Below are 16,770 nucleotides of genomic sequence, written 5' to 3'. Positions count from 1 at the left end.
CGGTGCGCGGAAATGCGGAACGCCCGCCCTCCCCGAGGGAGGACGGGCGTTCCGTTGCGACGGACTCAGTTCTGGTAGGAACCGAAGTCGAAGTCGTCGAGGGCCACGGCCTGGCCGGCCGCGTTGCCGAACTCGTAGTCGTACGACTCGTAGCCCGTGACGGCGTACGCCGCGGCGCGCGCCTCCTCGGTCGGCTCGACGCGGATGTTGCGGTAGCGCTCCAGGCCGGTGCCGGCCGGGATCAGCTTGCCGATGATCACGTTCTCCTTCAGGCCACGCAGGCTGTCGGAGCGGCCGTTGATCGCGGCGTCGGTGAGCACCCGGGTGGTCTCTTGGAAGGAGGCCGCCGAGAGCCACGACTCGGTCGCGAGCGAGGCCTTGGTGATGCCCATCAGCTCCGGACGACCCGAGGCCGGCTTGCCGCCCTCGGAGACCACGCGACGGTTCTCCTCCTCGAAGAGGACGCGGTCGACCAGGTCGGACGGCAGCAGGTTGGTCTCACCCGACTCGAGCACCGTGATCCGGCGCAGCATCTGCCGCACGATGATCTCGATGTGCTTGTCGTGGATCGACACACCCTGGCTGCGGTAGACCTCCTGGACCTCATCGACGAGGTGCTGCTGCGTCCGGCGGACACCGAGGATGCGGAGCACCTCCTTCGGGTCCGGCGTGCCCTTGGTCAGCATCTGGCCGACCTCGATGTGGTCGCCGTCGCCGACCAGCAGCGCCGAGCGGCGGCTGACGACGTACTCGATGACCTCGCCACCGTCGTCGGGCGTGACCAGGACCTTGCGGGCCTTGTCGGTCTCCTCGATCTCCACGCGGCCGGCGGCCTCGGAGATCGGCGAGACACCCTTCGGGGTGCGGGCCTCGAACAGCTCGACGACGCGGGGCAGACCCTGCGTGATGTCGTCGGCCGACGCCACACCACCGGTGTGGAAGGTACGCATGGTCAGCTGCGTGCCGGGCTCACCGATCGACTGGGCGGCGATGATGCCGACCGCCTCACCGATGTCGACGAGCTTGCCGGTCGCCAGCGAGCGGCCGTAGCACTTCGCGCAGGTACCGGTGCGGGCGTCGCAGGTGAGGACCGAGCGGACGGTGACCGTCTCGATGCCGGCCTCGATGAGCTCGGCGATCTTGACGTCGCCCAGGTCCTCGCCGGCGCCGGCGAGGATCTCGCCGGTGTCGGGGTGCGCGATGTCCTTGGCAGCGGTCCGGGCGTACGCCGCGGTCTCGGCGTTGTCGTCCTTGACGACGACGCCGTCCTCGCCACGGACACCGATCACCTTGGGCAGGCCACGCTCGGTGCCGCAGTCGTCCTCACGGATGATGACGTCCTGCGAGACGTCCACCAGACGACGGGTCAGGTAACCCGAGTCGGCGGTCCGCAGCGCGGTGTCGGCCAGACCCTTGCGGGCACCGTGCGTCGAGATGAAGTACTCGAGCACGGAGAGACCCTCGCGGAAGTTGGCCTTGATCGGCCGCGGGATGATCTCGCCCTTCGGGTTCGCCACCAGGCCTCGCATGGCGCCGACCTGGTTGATCTGGTTGAAGTTACCCGAGGCACCCGAGTGCACCTGCACGTAGATCGGGTTGGTCGGGTTGGCCTCGAACGTCGACCGCAGCGCCTTGCCGACCTCCTGGCTCGCCTTGGTCCAGATCTCGATGAGCTCCTGGCGGCGCTCCTCGTCGGTCACCAGACCGCGCTCGAACTGCTTCTGGATCTTGGCGGCCTGGGCCTCGTACTCGCCGAGCAGCTCCGCCTTGTTCTCCGGCGTGATGACGTCGTCGATCGAGACGGTGACACCCGAGCGGGTGGCCCAGTGGAAGCCGTTGTCCTTGAGGGCGTCCAGGGACGCCGCCACGACCACCTTGGGGTAGCGCTCGGCGAGGTCGTTGACGATCGCGCCGAGGCGCTTCTTGCCGACCTCCTCGTTGACGTACGGGTAGTCGGCCGGGAGCGCGTCGTTGAAGATCGTGCGGCCCAGCGTGGTCTCGAGCAGGACGGCCTCGCCCTGCTCGTGGCCCTCGATGGCGTAGTCGGTCAGCATGATGCGGACGCGGTCCTGCAGCGTGATCTCGTTGCGGTCGTAGGCCATGATCGCCTCGGCCGGCGACGAGAAGGAGCGCAGGTGCGCCTCGCCGTCCACCTCGACCGTCGCCTCGCCACGCTCGGTGGTGAGGAAGAACAGGCCGATGATCATGTCCTGGGTCGGCATGGTCACCGGACGGCCGTCCGACGGCTTGAGGATGTTGTTGGTCGACAGCATCAGGATCCGGGCCTCGGCCTGCGCCTCCGCGGAGAGCGGCAGGTGCACGGCCATCTGGTCACCGTCGAAGTCCGCGTTGAAGGCGGTGCAGACGAGCGGGTGGAGCTGGATGGCCTTGCCCTCGATCAGCTGCGGCTCGAAGGCCTGGATGCCGAGGCGGTGCAGGGTGGGCGCACGGTTGAGCAGCACGGGGTGCTCGGTGATGACCTCTTCGAGGACGTCCCACACGACCGGGCGGCCACGCTCGACCATCCGCTTGGCCGACTTGATGTTCTGCGCGTGCGACAGGTCGACGAGCCGCTTCATGACGAACGGCTTGAAGAGCTCCAGCGCCATCTGCTTGGGCAGACCGCACTGGTGCAGCTTCAGCTGCGGACCCGACACGATGACCGAACGGCCCGAGTAGTCCACGCGCTTGCCGAGCAGGTTCTGGCGGAAGCGACCCTGCTTGCCCTTGAGCATGTCGGAGAGCGACTTGAGCGGGCGGTTGCCCGGGCCGGTCACCGGACGGCCGCGGCGGCCGTTGTCGAACAGCGAGTCGACGGCCTCCTGGAGCATCCGCTTCTCGTTGTTGACGATGATCTCCGGCGCGCCGAGGTCGAGCAGCCGCTTGAGGCGGTTGTTCCGGTTGATGACGCGGCGGTACAGGTCGTTGAGGTCGGAGGTCGCGAAGCGGCCACCGTCGAGCTGCACCATCGGGCGCAGGTCCGGCGGGATGACCGGGACGGCGTCCAGGACCATGCCGACGGGCTTGTTGCCGGTCTTGCGGAAGGCCTCGACGACCTTGAGCCGCTTGAGCGCGCGGACCTTGCGCTGGCCCTTGCCGGTGGCGATGGTCTCGCGCAGGCTCTCGACCTCGGCGTCGAGGTCGAAGTCCTGCAGGCGCTTCTGGATCGCCGTGGCGCCCATGTGGCCCTCGAAGTACTTGCCGAACCAGTTCTTCATCTCGCGGTAGAGGACCTCGTCACCCATGAGGTCCTGCACCTTGAGGGTCTTGAACGTGTCCCAGACCTCGTCGAGGCGGTCCAGCTCGCGCTGGGCGCGGTCACGCAGCTGCTTGAGCTCGCGCTCGGCACCGTCGCGCACCTTGCGGCGCTGGTCGGCCTTGGCACCCTCGGCCTCGAGGGCCGCGAGGTCCTCCTCGAGCTTCTTGGTCCGGTCCTCGAGGCCCGCGTCGCGGCGCTTCTCGATGGACTGGCGCTGCAGGCCGATCTTGCCCTCGAGGTCGGAGAGGTCGCGGTGGCGCGCGTCCTCGTCGACGGAGGTGATCATGTAGGCCGCGAAGTAGATGACCTTCTCGAGGTCCTTCGGGGCCAGGTCGAGCAGGTAGCCGAGGCGGCTCGGGACACCCTTGAAGTACCAGATGTGGGTGACCGGGGCGGCGAGCTCGATGTGGCCCATCCGCTCACGGCGGACCTTGGACCGGGTCACCTCGACGCCGCAGCGCTCGCAGATGATGCCCTTGAAGCGGACTCGCTTGTACTTGCCGCAGTAGCACTCCCAGTCCCGGGTGGGACCGAAGATCTTCTCGCAGAAGAGGCCGTCACGCTCGGGCTTGAGCGTGCGGTAGTTGATGGTCTCCGGCTTCTTCACCTCGCCGTGGCTCCACGTACGGATGTCGTCCGCGGTGGCCAGGCCGATCTGAAGCTGGTCGAAGAAGTTCACGTCGAGCACGATGGCTGCTGTCCTTCGTTAGTTCTTGGAAAGTGAAGTAGGTGGGGTGGAGGCGTGGCGCGCCCGGAGGCGCGCCACGCGGCTCACACCTCTTCGACCGAGCTGGGCTCGCGACGGGACAGGTCGATGCCGAGCTCCTCGGCGGCGCGGAAGACGTCCTCCTCCGCGTCACGCATCTCGATGGGGGTGCCGTCCTGGGACAGGACCTCCACGTTGAGGCAGAGCGACTGCATCTCCTTGACGAGAACCTTGAACGACTCCGGGATGCCCGAGTCGGGGATGTTCTCGCCCTTCACGATGGCCTCGTAGACCTTGACGCGACCCGGCACGTCGTCGGACTTGATGGTCAGCAGCTCCTGGAGGGCGTAGGCGGCGCCGTACGCCTCCATCGCCCAGACCTCCATCTCACCGAACCGCTGGCCACCGAACTGGGCCTTACCGCCCAGCGGCTGCTGCGTGATCATCGAGTAGGGGCCGGTCGAACGCGCGTGGATCTTGTCGTCGACCAGGTGGTGGAGCTTGAGGATGTACATGTAGCCGACCGAGACCGGGTCCTTGAACGGCTCGCCGGAGCGACCGTCGAACAGGTGGGCCTTGCCGGTCTCCTTGACCATCCGGACGCCGTCGCGGTTGGGCAGCGTCTGGCCGAGGAGGCCGGTGATCTCGTCCTCGCGGGCGCCGTCGAAGACGGGGGTCGCCAGCTTGGTGTTCGGGTCGGCCTGGTCGGCACCGATGGCCGTCAGGCGCTGGGCCCAGTCCTCGTTCTTGAGGTCGGCGTCGATGTGCCAGCCCTGCTTGCCGAGCCAGCCCAGGTGCAGCTCGAGGATCTGGCCGATGTTCATGCGTCGCGGAACACCCAGCGGGTTGAGCACGACGTCGACCGGCGTGCCGTCCTCCATGAACGGCATGTCCTCGACGGGCAGGATCTTCGCGATGACGCCCTTGTTGCCGTGACGGCCGGCGAGCTTGTCACCCACGGAGATCTTCCGCTTCTGCGCGACGTAGACGCGCACCAGCTGGTTGACGCCCGGCGGGAGCTCGTCGCCCTCCTCGCGGTCGAAGACCCGGACGCCGATGACCGTGCCGGTCTCGCCGTGGGGGACCTTCATCGAGGTGTCGCGGACCTCGCGCGCCTTCTCACCGAAGATCGCGCGGAGCAGGCGCTCCTCGGGGGTGAGCTCGGTCTCGCCCTTGGGCGTGACCTTGCCGACCAGCAGGTCGCCGTCGCGGACCTCGGCACCGATGCGGATGATGCCGCGCTCGTCGAGGTCGGCCAGCATCTCCTCGGAGACGTTCGGGATGTCCCGCGTGATCTCCTCCGGGCCCAGCTTGGTGTCGCGGGCGTCGACCTCGTGCTCCTCGATGTGGATCGAGGTGAGGACGTCCTCCTGCACCAGGCGCTGGCTGAGGATGATGGCATCCTCGTAGTTGTGGCCCTCCCACGGCATGAACGCCACGAGGAGGTTGGTGCCCAGGGCCATCTCGGCGTTGTCCGTGCAGGGGCCGTCGGCGATCGGCGAGCCGACCTCGAGGCGGTCGCCGGCCTCGACCAGCGGACGCTGGTTGATGCAGGTGCCCTGGTTGGAGCGCTTGAACTTCGCGAGGCGGTACGACGAGTAGCCACCGTCGTCGTCCATGGTCTCGACCAGGTCGGCCGACACGGACTTCACGACGCCGGCCTTGGTCGCGACGACGACGTCACCGGCGTCGACCGCGGCGCGGAACTCGATGCCGGTGCCGACGATCGGGCTGTCGCTCTTGATGAGCGGAACGGCCTGACGCTGCATGTTGGCGCCCATGAGCGCACGGTTGGCGTCGTCGTGCTCGAGGAACGGGATCAGGGCGGTCGCGACCGACACCATCTGGCGCGGCGAGACGTCCATGTAGTCGACCTCGTCGGCCGGGACCTCGGCGACCTCGCCGTTGCGCTGGCGGACCAGCACGCGGTCCTCGACGAACTTGTTGTTCTTGTCGAGCGCCGCGTTCGCCTGGGCGATGACGTAGCGGTCCTCGTCGTCGGCGGTGAGGTAGTCGATCTGGTCGGTGACCGTGCCGCCCGCGACCTTGCGGTAGGGGGTCTCCACGAAGCCGAACGGGTTGATCCGGCCGTAGGAGGCCAGCGAGCCGATCAGACCGATGTTCGGGCCTTCCGGCGTCTCGATCGGGCACATGCGGCCGTAGTGCGACGGGTGGACGTCACGGACCTCCATGCCGGCGCGGTCACGGGACAGACCACCGGGGCCGAGCGCCGAGAGGCGACGCTTGTGCGTCAGGCCGGCGATCGGGTTGGTCTGGTCCATGAACTGCGAGAGCTGCGAGGTGCCGAAGAACTCCTTCAGCGCCGCCACGACCGGGCGGATGTTGATCAGCGACTGCGGCGTGATCGCCTCGACGTCCTGGGTCGTCATCCGCTCGCGGACCACGCGCTCCATGCGGGCAAGGCCCGTGCGGAGCTGGTTCTGGATCAGCTCGCCGACCGTGCGCATGCGGCGGTTGCCGAAGTGGTCGATGTCGTCGGCGGAGACCGGGAGGTCCTTGCCGTCGGCGTCCTTGCGGATCTCGCCACCGATGGCGGTGACGAACTCGTCGCCGTTGTGCAGCTGGACGATGTACTTGATGGTCGCCACCATGTCGGCGATCGTCATCGTCTGCTGGTCGAACGCCTCGTGCTGGCCGAGCTTCTTGTTGACCTTGTAGCGACCGACCTTGGCCAGGTCGTAGCGCTTCGGGTTGAAGTAGTAGTTCTTCAGCAGCGTCAGCGCGGCCTCGCGCGTCGGCGGCTCGCCCGGACGGAGCTTGCGGTAGATGTCGAGCAGCGCGTCGTCGGGACCGGAGGTGTTGTCCTTCTCCTCGGTCAGCTGGATCGACTCGTACTGGCGCAGGTCGGCCATCACGGCGTCGTAGTCGTAGGCCTCGCCGGTGTCCTCGGCGATGGCCTGCAGCGCCTTGAGCAGGACGGTGACGTTCTGCTTGCGCTTGCGGTCGAGACGGACGCCGACCATGTCGCGCTTGTCGATCTCGAACTCGAGCCAGGCCCCGCGGCTCGGGATGAGCTTGGCGGTGTAGATGTCCTTGTCGGACGTCTTGTCGGCGGTGCGCTCGAAGTACACACCGGGCGAGCGGACCAGCTGCGAGACGACGACGCGCTCGGTGCCGTTGATGACGAAGGTGCCCTTGGGGGTCATGAGCGGGAAGTCGCCCATGAAGACCGTCTGGCCCTTGATCTCACCGGTCTCGTTGTTGGTGAACTCGGCCGAGACGTAGAGCGGAGCGGAGTAGGTGAGGTCCTTCTCCTTGCACTCGTCGACGGTGTACTTCGGGTCGTAGAACACGGGGTTCTCGAACGAGAGCGACATCGTCTCGGAGAAGTCCTCGATCGGGGAGATCTCCTCGAAGATCTCCTCGAGACCGGACTTGAAGGTGGCGTCGACGCCGGCGGCGATACGAGCCTCGATACGAGCCTTGTGGGCCTCGTTGCCGATCAGCCAGTCGAAGCTGTCGGTCTGGAGCGAGAGGAGCTGCGGCAGTGCCAGCGGCTCGGAGATCTTCGCGAAAGAAATGCGGGACTTACCGGGGGTGGTGCGCGCGGCCAAGAGTTGTCCTTCGACGGGTTCGACTCTTCGAGAGCGCCCTGTCCACCACGTCATCGGCCACCGGGCAGGCCGAAGCGCATCTGAGGGCAGGCGCAAGGAGCCACGATACCCGATACTCGAGCACTCCACAATGTCGGCTGCGCAACTTTCTCGCAGTCGAGGAGCGGCTCGGCCTCACAGCCGTCGAACCGGTGCGCCGATCATGCTGCGCGAGACCGCCAGAGGTCAAGGCCGCCACGCCTGAGCGCAGCGAAGGCGTGGTCGAAGGCCGCACGTCGAGACGCGTCACGAGACGCGGCCGCCACGCGTGCGGACCACAGCGACCGCTAGCTGCCGGGCTTGTCGCAGTTCGAGTCGACGCACACGTCGTCGATCAGCCAGCCGTCGGCGCTGCCGTCGTCGTGCACCATCCGGAGCGACACCCACATCCGCAGCGGCGTCTGGTCGACCCCGTTGCGGGTGCTGTCCTGCACCAGGAACACCACCACCGTGGCGTCCTTGCGGTCGGGGCTGACCCGGGTGAGCGCCACCGCCTCGGCACGCGCCTGGACCACGAGCTTCTGGTCGGCGGCGTCCTTGGCGATGTCGGGCCATCCCTTGGCCTGCTTCGCGCCGAGCTCCGGCGTGACGTACCGCTGGGCGCGCTCGAGGTCGGCGTCCATCGTCTTGTAGTTGTACGAGAAGACGTCGGCGATCATCCGCTCGGCAGCACCCTCGACCGACAGCGACGCCTTCTCGAAGCTCGCGTTGGCGGCGGCGACGTCCTTGGGCGAGTCGTCGGCGAACACGTTGCCGCCGGGCTGCAAGAGCAGCACGACCGCGAGGGCCAGCGCGGCGAGCGCGCCCACGCCGGCCGCGCCCAGCGCCCAGCCCGGAGGACCGGCACTCACCGGCTTCGCCGGCGCCGGGTCGGGAGCCGGCGCCGGGACCGGCTTCGGTGCCGTGACGGTGCTCGCTGCGCTGGCGGTGTCGGCGGTGCCAGCGGTGTCGACGGCGTCCTTGACGGCGGTGTCTTCCCCGGCCGCAGTGCCGGTCTTGGTGAGGGTCACGGGTGCCGGTGCCGGCTCCTCCCCCGCGGTGCTCGCTCCGGCGTCGTCGGCGGCGGCGGCAGCCAGCTCGGCGTCGTCGGCGGCGGCGGCAGCCAGCTCGGCGTCGTCGGCGGCGGCGGCAGCCAGCTCGGCGTCGTACGCCGCCCGCTTGTCGGTGTCCAGCAGCACGGCCGCGGCGTCGTTGAACGCACGGAAGCGGCGGTCGGTCGGGTCGAGGTCGGCGACCGCGGCCTTCCACGCGGACCGGATCTCGTCGACGCTCGCGGACTCGTCGACATTGAGGATGTCGTAGAGGTTGGCGCTCACGGTGCGTCACTCACTCCCCTCGGTGGCCGCGCCGGACGGCTCGCTCGTCGCACTGCCCGACGGCGCGCCGCTCGGCGTGCCCGACGGGCCCTGGCCGTCGGGCACGGTGTCCTGGGAGGAGGAGTTGGCGAACGACGGCAGCCCGTCGTCGACGTCGTCGAGGTCGTCGACGACCCAGGTGCCGTCGATGCGGACCAGGGTCACCTCGTAGCGGAAGCGCTGCGGCTCGAAGTCGACCCGCTCGTCCGGGTTGTCCCCGCTCGGGTACGACGACACGACCTCGGCGCCGACCAGCACGGTCGCGGAGTCGGCATCGATCGCGGAGATGCCCACGCCGTACACCGTGGCGACGCGGTCGATGCCCGTCTGGGCGACGGCCTTCTCGGCGATGGTGAGGTTCTCGTCGAAGGCCTTGCGGAACTTCGCGGTCATCAGGTCGCCGACGGCGCGGTAGTCCGGCATCTCGCCGGACTCCTCGAGCATGTCGGGGCCGTAGGTGTTGAACCGCTGCACGAAGGTGCGCGACGCGGCCAGCACCTCCTCGCGGTCGCGGGAGCCGTCCTTCGGTGGGTCGAAGACGGACGAGACGCGGTTGCCCAGCCCCGGCCCCGCCCCGTTGCCGAAGACGACGAGGGCGGACACGGCCAGGCCCGCGACGAGGACGCCGACCAGGACGGCGAGGACCGTCCAGCGCAGGGCAGCGCGACCGCCCGTGCTCGTCGTGCCGTCCGTCGCCTTGTCGTCCGCCGTCACCGGCTGCTGAGCATCGGTTGGACGTACAGCCACTTCCACGAGTCCTCTCCGAGCGTCGGAGGGGCCACGTTACCCCGGCCACTCGAAGCACCCTCGGGGACATCCCAGGTCAGGTCGCCGGTGGCCCTGTCGTAGCGGACGGCGATGTCGTACGCCGCACCACCGGGCGCCGGGCGACGGAGGTTCTGCAGGCCGCGCGGGTTGCTCTTGGTCGCGGGCTCGGTGCAGCCGACGTCGCTGGGCAGCGGCAGGTCACCGCGGTCCGACTCCGGGTTGCGCCGCTTCTTGAGGTAGCCGTCGTAGCAGGGGGTGGAGGTCGGGGCGATGATCAGGCCGAAGTGGGCGTCCCAGAAGCCACTGCCGCCCTGGGCGACGGAGCGCCTGCCGACGACGACCTGGCCGGCGCCGACGGCGTACGGGTAGACCACCAGGAGCTGCTTGATCCCCGCCAGGTGCTTGATCGTCACGCGGCCGGTCGTGACCAGGTTGGAGAGCAGCTCGCTGAGCTCGACGCCGTTCTGCTCGAGGAAGGTGCGCAGCTGGGTGGCCGCGACGGAGCCGGAGTCGATGACCTTGCGCAGGTCCTTGTCGGCGCCCGCGAGCGAGGAGGTGAAGGCCGACAGCTGCGACGCGAAGGCCCGCAGCGAGGTCTCCGAGGCGAGCTGGCCCCGCAGCACCGTGTTGCTGTCGCGGATGAGCGCGGTGGTCACGTCGAAGTTGTCGTCGGCGGTCTCGATGAACGAGTTGCCGGTGTCGATGATCTTCTGCAGGTCCGGGCCGGTGCCGGCGAAGGCCTTGCCGAGCTCCTCGACCGTCGTCGCGAGCGAGTCGCGGTCGACGCTGGCCACGGTCGCGGACAGGTCGCCGAGGAGCTTCTCGGTGGCGATCGGCGTGGCCACGTCGTCGATCTCCGAGCCCTCGACGAGGTAGGGACCGTCGTCGGTCTGCGGCTGGAGCTCGACGTACTGCTCACCGACCGCGGAGCGGTTGCCGACGAGGGCGATCGTGTCGCGCGGGATCTTGTCCCACTTGTTGTCGATGTCGAGCTTCACGTCGACGCCGTCGGACGTCAGCACCAGGTCGCCGACCTTGCCGATGCCGACGCCGCGGTAGGTGACCTCGGCGCCGGTGAAGATGCCGCCGGAGTCGGGGTAGTGCGCCGTCACGGTGTAGTCGCTGTCGACGATCGCCTTGTCGAGCTGCGCGTAGCGGGCGCCGACATAGGTCACGCCGAGGAGCGTGATGACCGCGAACACCAGGAGCTGGATGCGGGTACGACGGGTGATCATCGGTCGGCGCTCCGTCCCTGGGCCGGCGCCACGAGGGCGGCAGAGTACACGTCGACCAGGTCGGCGTCGTACCTGTCGTCGAAGGTGCGCCACATGTCGTTGACGTCGTCGGTCGCGCCCGGTCGTGGTCGGCCCAGGCCGCCACCGTCGAGCACGCTGCCGAGCAGGTTGCCGATCGGGTCACCGCTGGCCCGGGCTCCACCGAGATTCAGCCCGCCACCACACAGCAGCTTGACCGCGTCGCAGACGTCGTCGAGGAGGTACTGCGGGAGCTTCGCGCAGGCGGCGACGTCGGGCGGCGTGCGCAGGCAGCCCTGCAGCGTCTTGGTGACGCCGTTGCACAGCGTCTTGACGTCGATGAGCACGTCGAGCGGCAGGTCCGGGATCTCGTTGATCGGGATGCAGGCCAGGTCGGGCAGCCGGAGGTTGCCGAGGTCGAGCTGGAGGTCGACCGACAGGTTGACGTAGTCGCCCATGTGCAGGTTGCGCGCGGTCTGCGGGTTGCGGCCGACCGACTCGTCGATGAACGGGTAGGTCAGGAAGGTGCTGAAGCCCTTGGCGAAGTTGTCGCCGGACGCCGCGATCTGGGTCAGGATCGGGTCGAGCGACTTCAGCGTGTTGACGGTCGACGCCTGGGTCGCCTTGATCACCCGGACACCGACGTCGCTCAGCTTGGTCAGGCCGTCGAGCATGGCCACCAGGTCATCGCGCTGCCGGTCGAGCGAGTCGAGCGCGCTCGGCAGCTCCTCCAGCGCCGCGTCGATGCTGTCCTGGTGCTGCCGGGCGCTGATCGCGAGCCGGTTGATGGACTCGATCGCGTCGACGATGTCGCCCTTGCGCGCGTCGAGCCGGCTCATCAGCGACTCGACCTGCGTGAGCACCGACTTCGCGGAGTCCTCGCGGCCGTCGAGGGCGAGGTTGAGCTCGGAGGCGATGGTCTTGATCTGCGCCACGCCACCGCCGTTGAGGACCAGGCTCAGCGCGCCGAGGACCTCCTCGACCTCCGGGTTGCGGCCACCGTTCTCGATCACGTCGCCGTTGCCGAGCCGGCCCTCCCCGCCGTTGGACGGCGCGGCGAGGGAGACGAACTTCTCGCCGAGCAGGCTGGTCTGGCGGATCGAGGCCACCGGCTGGTCGGGCAGCTTCACGTCGTTGCGGAGCTGGAGCTTGACGACGGCCTGGTAGCCGTCGAGCTCGACGTCGGTCACCTGGCCGACGGTCACGTCGTTGACCTTGACCGACGACTTCGGGACCAGGTCGAGCACGTCGTCGAACTTGACGGTGACCTCGATCGGGTCGTCGCCGACGTCGGCGCCGCCGGGCAGCGGCAACTGGTAGACGTCGAAGTCGCAGCCGGACAGCGCGACCATGCCGACGAGGACGGCAGCGACGGTGCGGGCTCGGTTTCGCAGGCTCTTCATCGCTCGGCCCCCACCAGTCCGAACAGGGTCGGGTCGTAGGGCTGCGAGAAGGCCGAGCCGGTGCCGAACGGTGCGCCGCGCGGCAGCAGGGCCCCGATCAGGTCGCACAGGTCGCCCTTCGGGTCGTTGGCCGACACCAGCGTGCACAGCACGGCCTCCGGGTCGGACGTGAGCTCGTGCACCAGGTTGCCGATATTGGCGTTGGTGTCGAGCGTGCCGTCCTTCGGGTTGTAGGTGTGGTAGAGGTTCGTGAGCGCGAGCGGACCGGCGTCGAGGATCTCGTCGAGGTTCTCGCGCTGGCGGACCAGCACCTTGGCGACCCGGTTGACGTCGCGGATGTTGCGGCCCAGGACGGCCCGATTGGACTTCACGAAGCGGGCGACCTCGTCGAGGGCGGTGCCGAGGTTGGACAGCGCCGTGGTCAGCTCCTGCCGCTCGTCGGCGAGCAGGCCGGACACGTCGCCGAGCGACTTGTTGAAGCTGCGCACGGTCTGGTCGTTGTCGGCCAGCGTCTTGATGAAGCCCTCGAGCTGGGCGGCCGAGTCGAAGAGCTCGTCCTTGTTGTTGTCGAGGGTCTCGCTGAGCTTGCCGAAGTCCTCGATCGTCTGGTGGAACTCCTCGCCCTGGCCGCCGAAGTTCTTCGCGGTCTGCTCGAGCAGGTCGGTCAGTGCACCCTCACGGTTGGCCCCCTCGGGGCCGAGCGCGACGGTGAGCTTGTCGATGCTGGAGTAGATCTGGTCCAGCTCGAGCGGGATGGCGGTCTTGTCGACCTTGATCACCGTGTTGTCGGCCATGACCTTGTCGCCGTCGTCGAACGCCGGCGTCAGCTGGATGTAGCGGTCCCCGACCACCGAGGGCGACACGATGACCGCCTGGGCGTCCTGCGGCACGTCGACGTCGCTGTCGTAGGTCATGACGACCTTGACCTGGGTGCCCTGCGGGACGACCTCCTCGACCTGCCCGATGGCCACGCCGAGGACCCGGACGTCGCTGCCCTCGTACACCGAGACGGTGCGGGGGAAGTAGGCGGTCACCCTCTTGGCGTCGTTGCTCCCGGCGAACATCCACACCACTCCGGCGAGGAGCAGCAGGACGATGACCGCGACCGGCAGGAAGCGTCGCACGTCGCTCATCAGTTGGCACCTCCCGCACCCGGGATCGGAGGCAGGTTGAACAGGTAGGTGTCGAACCACGGCCCGTTGCCCAGGGTGCTCGCGAACACCCGGTAGAAGGGCGCCATCGCCTTGATCGCGTCCTCCAGGTTGTTCTCGTTCTTCTTGATGACCTGCAGCACGGAGTCGAGCTGGTCGAGCGCCGGCTTCAGGTCGGCCCGGCTCTCGCGGATCAGCCCGGTCAGCGTCTTGCTCAGCGTCGTCGTCGACACCAGCAGCCGGTGGATCTGGGCCTTGCGCTGCAGGAGCGCCTTGAAGAGCGTGTCGGCGTCGGCCATCAGCGCCACGATGTCCTCGTCGCGGGAGTCCAGCACCGTCGAGACCCGGTCGAGGTTCTTGAGCAGCGAGTTGATCTCGTCGTCGCGGGACGCCACGACCTTCGACAGCGCGGAGACGCCGGCCAGCGCCGAGCGGAACTCCTCCGGCGTGTTGCGGGTCAGGTCGGCGAGCGTGGTCAGCGCGCTGGCCAGCTGGTCGGTGTCGATGTCGGCGGACGTCTCGGCCAGGCCGCTGAAGGCCTCGACGACGTCGTACGGCGAGCTGGTGCGCTCGGTCGGGATGGTGGTCCCCTCCGCGAGCTGGCCGGAGCCGCCCGGCGTGAGCGAGAGGAACATCGAGCCGAGGATCGTCTTCACCTTGATGTCCGCACGGGTCGCGTCGCCGAACTCGGCGTCGGTCTTGATCTTGAACCCGACCTTGACCGAGTCGCCCTCGAGCTCCATCGAGGTGACCTGGCCGACCCGGACACCCGCGATGCGGACCTCGTCCTTGACCTTCAGGCCGCCGGCCTCGTCGAAGGAGGCGTAGTAGGTGTCACCGCCACCGATGAGGGGCAGGTCCTGGGCTCGCAGCGCGGCGACCAGCATCAGGACGAGGACGGCGATGCTCGCGGCACCGACCGCGACGGGGTTGCGCTCGCGGAAGGGGATCACTCGCCGACCTCCTTCTTGAGCGAGCACCGGGGCGCGTCGACCGGGATCGTGGTGCCGAGCGGGTTCTTCAGGCCGGGCACCTTGATCGTGGTCTTGAAGTGGCAGAGGTAGAAGTTGAACCAGGAGCCGTAGATCGCCGTGCGGCCGATCTTCGTGAGCTTCACCGGGAGCACCTGCAGCGCCCGGTCGATCTCCTTGCGGTTGCGGTTGAGGGTCGTGGCGACCTTCCGCAGCTCCTTGATGTCCTTGACGAACGGGTCCTTGATGTCGGTGACCAGGGCCGCGGTCTGCACGGACAGCTCGGAGATCGAGTCCAGCGAGGACAGGATCGCCTCGCGGTCGTCGTTGAGCCCACCGACGAGCGAGCGGAAGCTGTCGATCAGGTTGGTCAGCTGCTTGTCGCGGTCGGCCACGTGGTCGAGGACGTAGTCGAGGTTCTCGAGCAGCTCGCCGATCACCTTGTCGCGGTCGGCCAGCGTCTGGGTGATGGAGGCCGTGCTCGAGAGGAGGCCCTCGAGCGTGCCGCCCTCGCCCTGGAAGACCTGGACGATCTCGAAGGACAGCTTGTTGATGTCATCGGGCGAGAGTGCCTCGAACAGTGGCTTGAAGCCGTTGAAGAGGACGGTGAGGTCGAGGGCCGGCGTGGTCCGGTCGACCGGGATGCCCTCGCCCTCCTCGAGCCGGTCTCCGCCGGAGCCGTCCTGGGCCAGCGAGATGTAGCGCTGGCCGAGCAGGTTGCGGTAGCGGATCGTCGCGTGCGTCGCGTCGTCGAGCTTCGTGTCGGCGTCGACCTTGAAGGTGATCTTCGCCCGGTTGCCCTTGATGATGTCGATGTCCTCGACGCTGCCGACCTTGACGCCCGCGATCCGGATGTCGTCGCCCTTGTTGACGCCGGTGGCGTCGACGAAGTCGGCGGTGTACTCCTTCGTCGCGCCGAAGGACAGGTTGCCGATCGTGACGATCAGGACGCCCGTCGCCAGGGCCGTCGTGACCATGAAGATGACCAGGCGGATCAGGTCGCCGCTGGTCCGCTTGTCGAGTCCGCGCACCATCAGCGACCACTCCCCGCGGCCACGGCCGGACCGGCCAGCAGCACGTTGATGTCGGCGCCGGCGCCGTACTCGGCCTCGAGGGCACCGCGCAGCGCCGTCACGTCGTCCGGCGTGCCCTGGTAGGCGGCGCTCGGCCGGAGGTTGCCCTTGCCGGTGTCACCGTTCATGCCGTCGTTGAGGTGCGGCAGCGGCGGGTAAGGGTTTTCCTGGCTGTAGGGGATGTCCGGCAGGCCCAGGCAGTCGGGACCGCGGTCGTCGCCGAAGAAGGGCGCGTCCTTGGCGGTGTACTTGCGCGGCTGGTCCTGCAGCGTCTCGAGCACGATGTGCAGCTCGTAGCCGCGGAAGGCCTCCGCGAGCCGGCCCTGGGCCTTGACGATGGCCGCCGACATGCAGGGGAAGGTCGGTGCGTAGCGCGCGACGGCCCGCAGGATCGGCGTGCTCAGCTCGCCGGCCTCGCGCAGGTTGGCCTCGTTGGCGGCGAGGAAGGAGCGCGCCGTGTCGGAGAAGCTCCGGATGTCGCGCAGCGTCGCGGTCAGCGCCGCCTCCTTCTCCTCGATGGTGCCGGTGGTCTTGACGGTGTCGTCGAGGATCTGCGCCACCTCGGGGAGGATGTCGGCGTAGGTGTCGGACACCTGGGCGGTGAGCTTCAGGTCCTCGAGCAGCGCCGGGATCTGCGGGTTGATCCGCTTGAGGTACGAGTCGACGGTCTCGAGGTTCTCGCCGAGCTGCTCGCCGCGGCCCTCGAGCGCCGTCGCCAGCGCGCTGAGCGTGGCGTTGAGGTCGGCCGGGCGGACGGTGCGCAGCAGCGGGTAGATGTCCGAGAGGACCTCTTCGAGCTCGGTGGCCACCTTGGTCCGGTCGATGACGGCGCCGGCCCGGATGGTGCCCGACGGACCGCTGTCGGGGACCACCAGCGAGACGTACTTCTCGCCGAACAGCGTCTTCGGGACGATCGACCCGGTGACATTGGCCGGGATCTCGTCCAGCTTGTCGGGGTAGATGCCGAGGGTCAGCTCGGCACCCTGGTCCGCGCCGGCCTTGGCCTCGAGGACCTCGCCGACGATGACACCGCGGATCTTGACGTCCGCGCGGGTGGGCAGCTGGAGACCGACGTTGGAGGTGGTCAGGGTGACCTCCTCGTAGTCGGCGAACTTCTTCGTGAAGGTGGCGTAGGTCAGCCAGACGCCGAGCAGCAGCAGGCAGACGAAGACGACACCCAGCACCTTGTGGGCAGCGAGGACCTTGTTCATCGCGTC

At 68.4% G+C, this 16,770-nt stretch carries 10 protein-coding genes; all 10 read right to left on the bottom strand.

Annotation, left to right across the window (positions count from 1 at the left end; genetic code table 11):
• Positions 1-65 precede the first annotated feature (65 nt).
• The 10 genes from AC2YHB_RS01160 to AC2YHB_RS01115 all read right to left on the bottom strand — a co-directional run bounded on the left by AC2YHB_RS01160 (position 66) and on the right by AC2YHB_RS01115 (position 16,764).
• Positions 66-3,947 carry a DNA-directed RNA polymerase subunit beta' gene (locus AC2YHB_RS01160; protein ID WP_036550332.1) on the bottom strand — a complete coding sequence of 1,294 codons (3,882 nt, stop codon included), beginning with the start codon at positions 3,945-3,947 and terminating at the stop codon, positions 66-68.
• Positions 3,948-4,030: 83 nt separating this feature from the next.
• Positions 4,031-7,540 (bottom strand): DNA-directed RNA polymerase subunit beta, encoded by a 3,510-nt coding sequence (rpoB, locus tag AC2YHB_RS01155; protein ID WP_036550330.1) that lies wholly within the window; start codon positions 7,538-7,540, stop codon positions 4,031-4,033.
• A gap of 326 nt (positions 7,541-7,866) precedes the next feature.
• Positions 7,867-8,895: a DnaJ domain-containing protein gene (locus AC2YHB_RS01150; RefSeq protein WP_179649241.1), complete on the bottom strand. Its 1,029-nt coding sequence runs from the start codon at positions 8,893-8,895 to the stop codon at positions 7,867-7,869.
• Between the two features lie 6 nt (positions 8,896-8,901).
• Positions 8,902-9,648, bottom strand: a complete 747-nt coding sequence (locus tag AC2YHB_RS01145; protein WP_179649239.1) for a hypothetical protein — start codon at positions 9,646-9,648, stop codon at positions 8,902-8,904.
• Positions 9,645-10,937: an MlaD family protein gene (locus AC2YHB_RS01140; RefSeq protein WP_179649237.1), complete on the bottom strand. Its 1,293-nt coding sequence runs from the start codon at positions 10,935-10,937 to the stop codon at positions 9,645-9,647. Before AC2YHB_RS01140 ends, AC2YHB_RS01145 begins: the two co-directional genes overlap by 4 nt.
• The gene (locus tag AC2YHB_RS01135; RefSeq protein WP_179649235.1) at positions 10,934-12,358 is read right to left on the bottom strand and encodes an MCE family protein; all 1,425 of its coding nucleotides are present in this window, start codon (positions 12,356-12,358) and stop codon (positions 10,934-10,936) included. Before AC2YHB_RS01135 ends, AC2YHB_RS01140 begins: the two co-directional genes overlap by 4 nt.
• Positions 12,355-13,491: an MCE family protein gene (locus AC2YHB_RS01130; RefSeq protein ID WP_242530491.1), complete on the bottom strand. Its 1,137-nt coding sequence runs from the start codon at positions 13,489-13,491 to the stop codon at positions 12,355-12,357. Before AC2YHB_RS01130 ends, AC2YHB_RS01135 begins: the two co-directional genes overlap by 4 nt.
• Positions 13,491-14,462 (bottom strand): MCE family protein, encoded by a 972-nt coding sequence (locus AC2YHB_RS01125; RefSeq protein ID WP_179649233.1) that lies wholly within the window; start codon positions 14,460-14,462, stop codon positions 13,491-13,493. The genes AC2YHB_RS01130 and AC2YHB_RS01125 overlap by 1 nt, the downstream gene beginning before the upstream one ends.
• On the bottom strand, positions 14,459-15,514 hold the full coding sequence (locus AC2YHB_RS01120) for an MCE family protein (RefSeq protein WP_051932868.1): 1,056 nt from the start codon (positions 15,512-15,514) through the stop codon (positions 14,459-14,461). The genes AC2YHB_RS01125 and AC2YHB_RS01120 overlap by 4 nt, the downstream gene beginning before the upstream one ends.
• Positions 15,514-16,764: an MCE family protein gene (locus tag AC2YHB_RS01115; RefSeq protein WP_036550317.1), complete on the bottom strand. Its 1,251-nt coding sequence runs from the start codon at positions 16,762-16,764 to the stop codon at positions 15,514-15,516. The genes AC2YHB_RS01120 and AC2YHB_RS01115 overlap by 1 nt, the downstream gene beginning before the upstream one ends.
• Between the last annotated feature and the right edge of the window lie 6 nt (positions 16,765-16,770).

The sequence above is a fragment of the Nocardioides sp. SRI_004 genome (assembly GCF_057586415.1).
The sequence above is the reverse complement of the archived record's forward strand: the minus strand, read 5'-3'. Positions and strand labels throughout refer to the sequence as shown.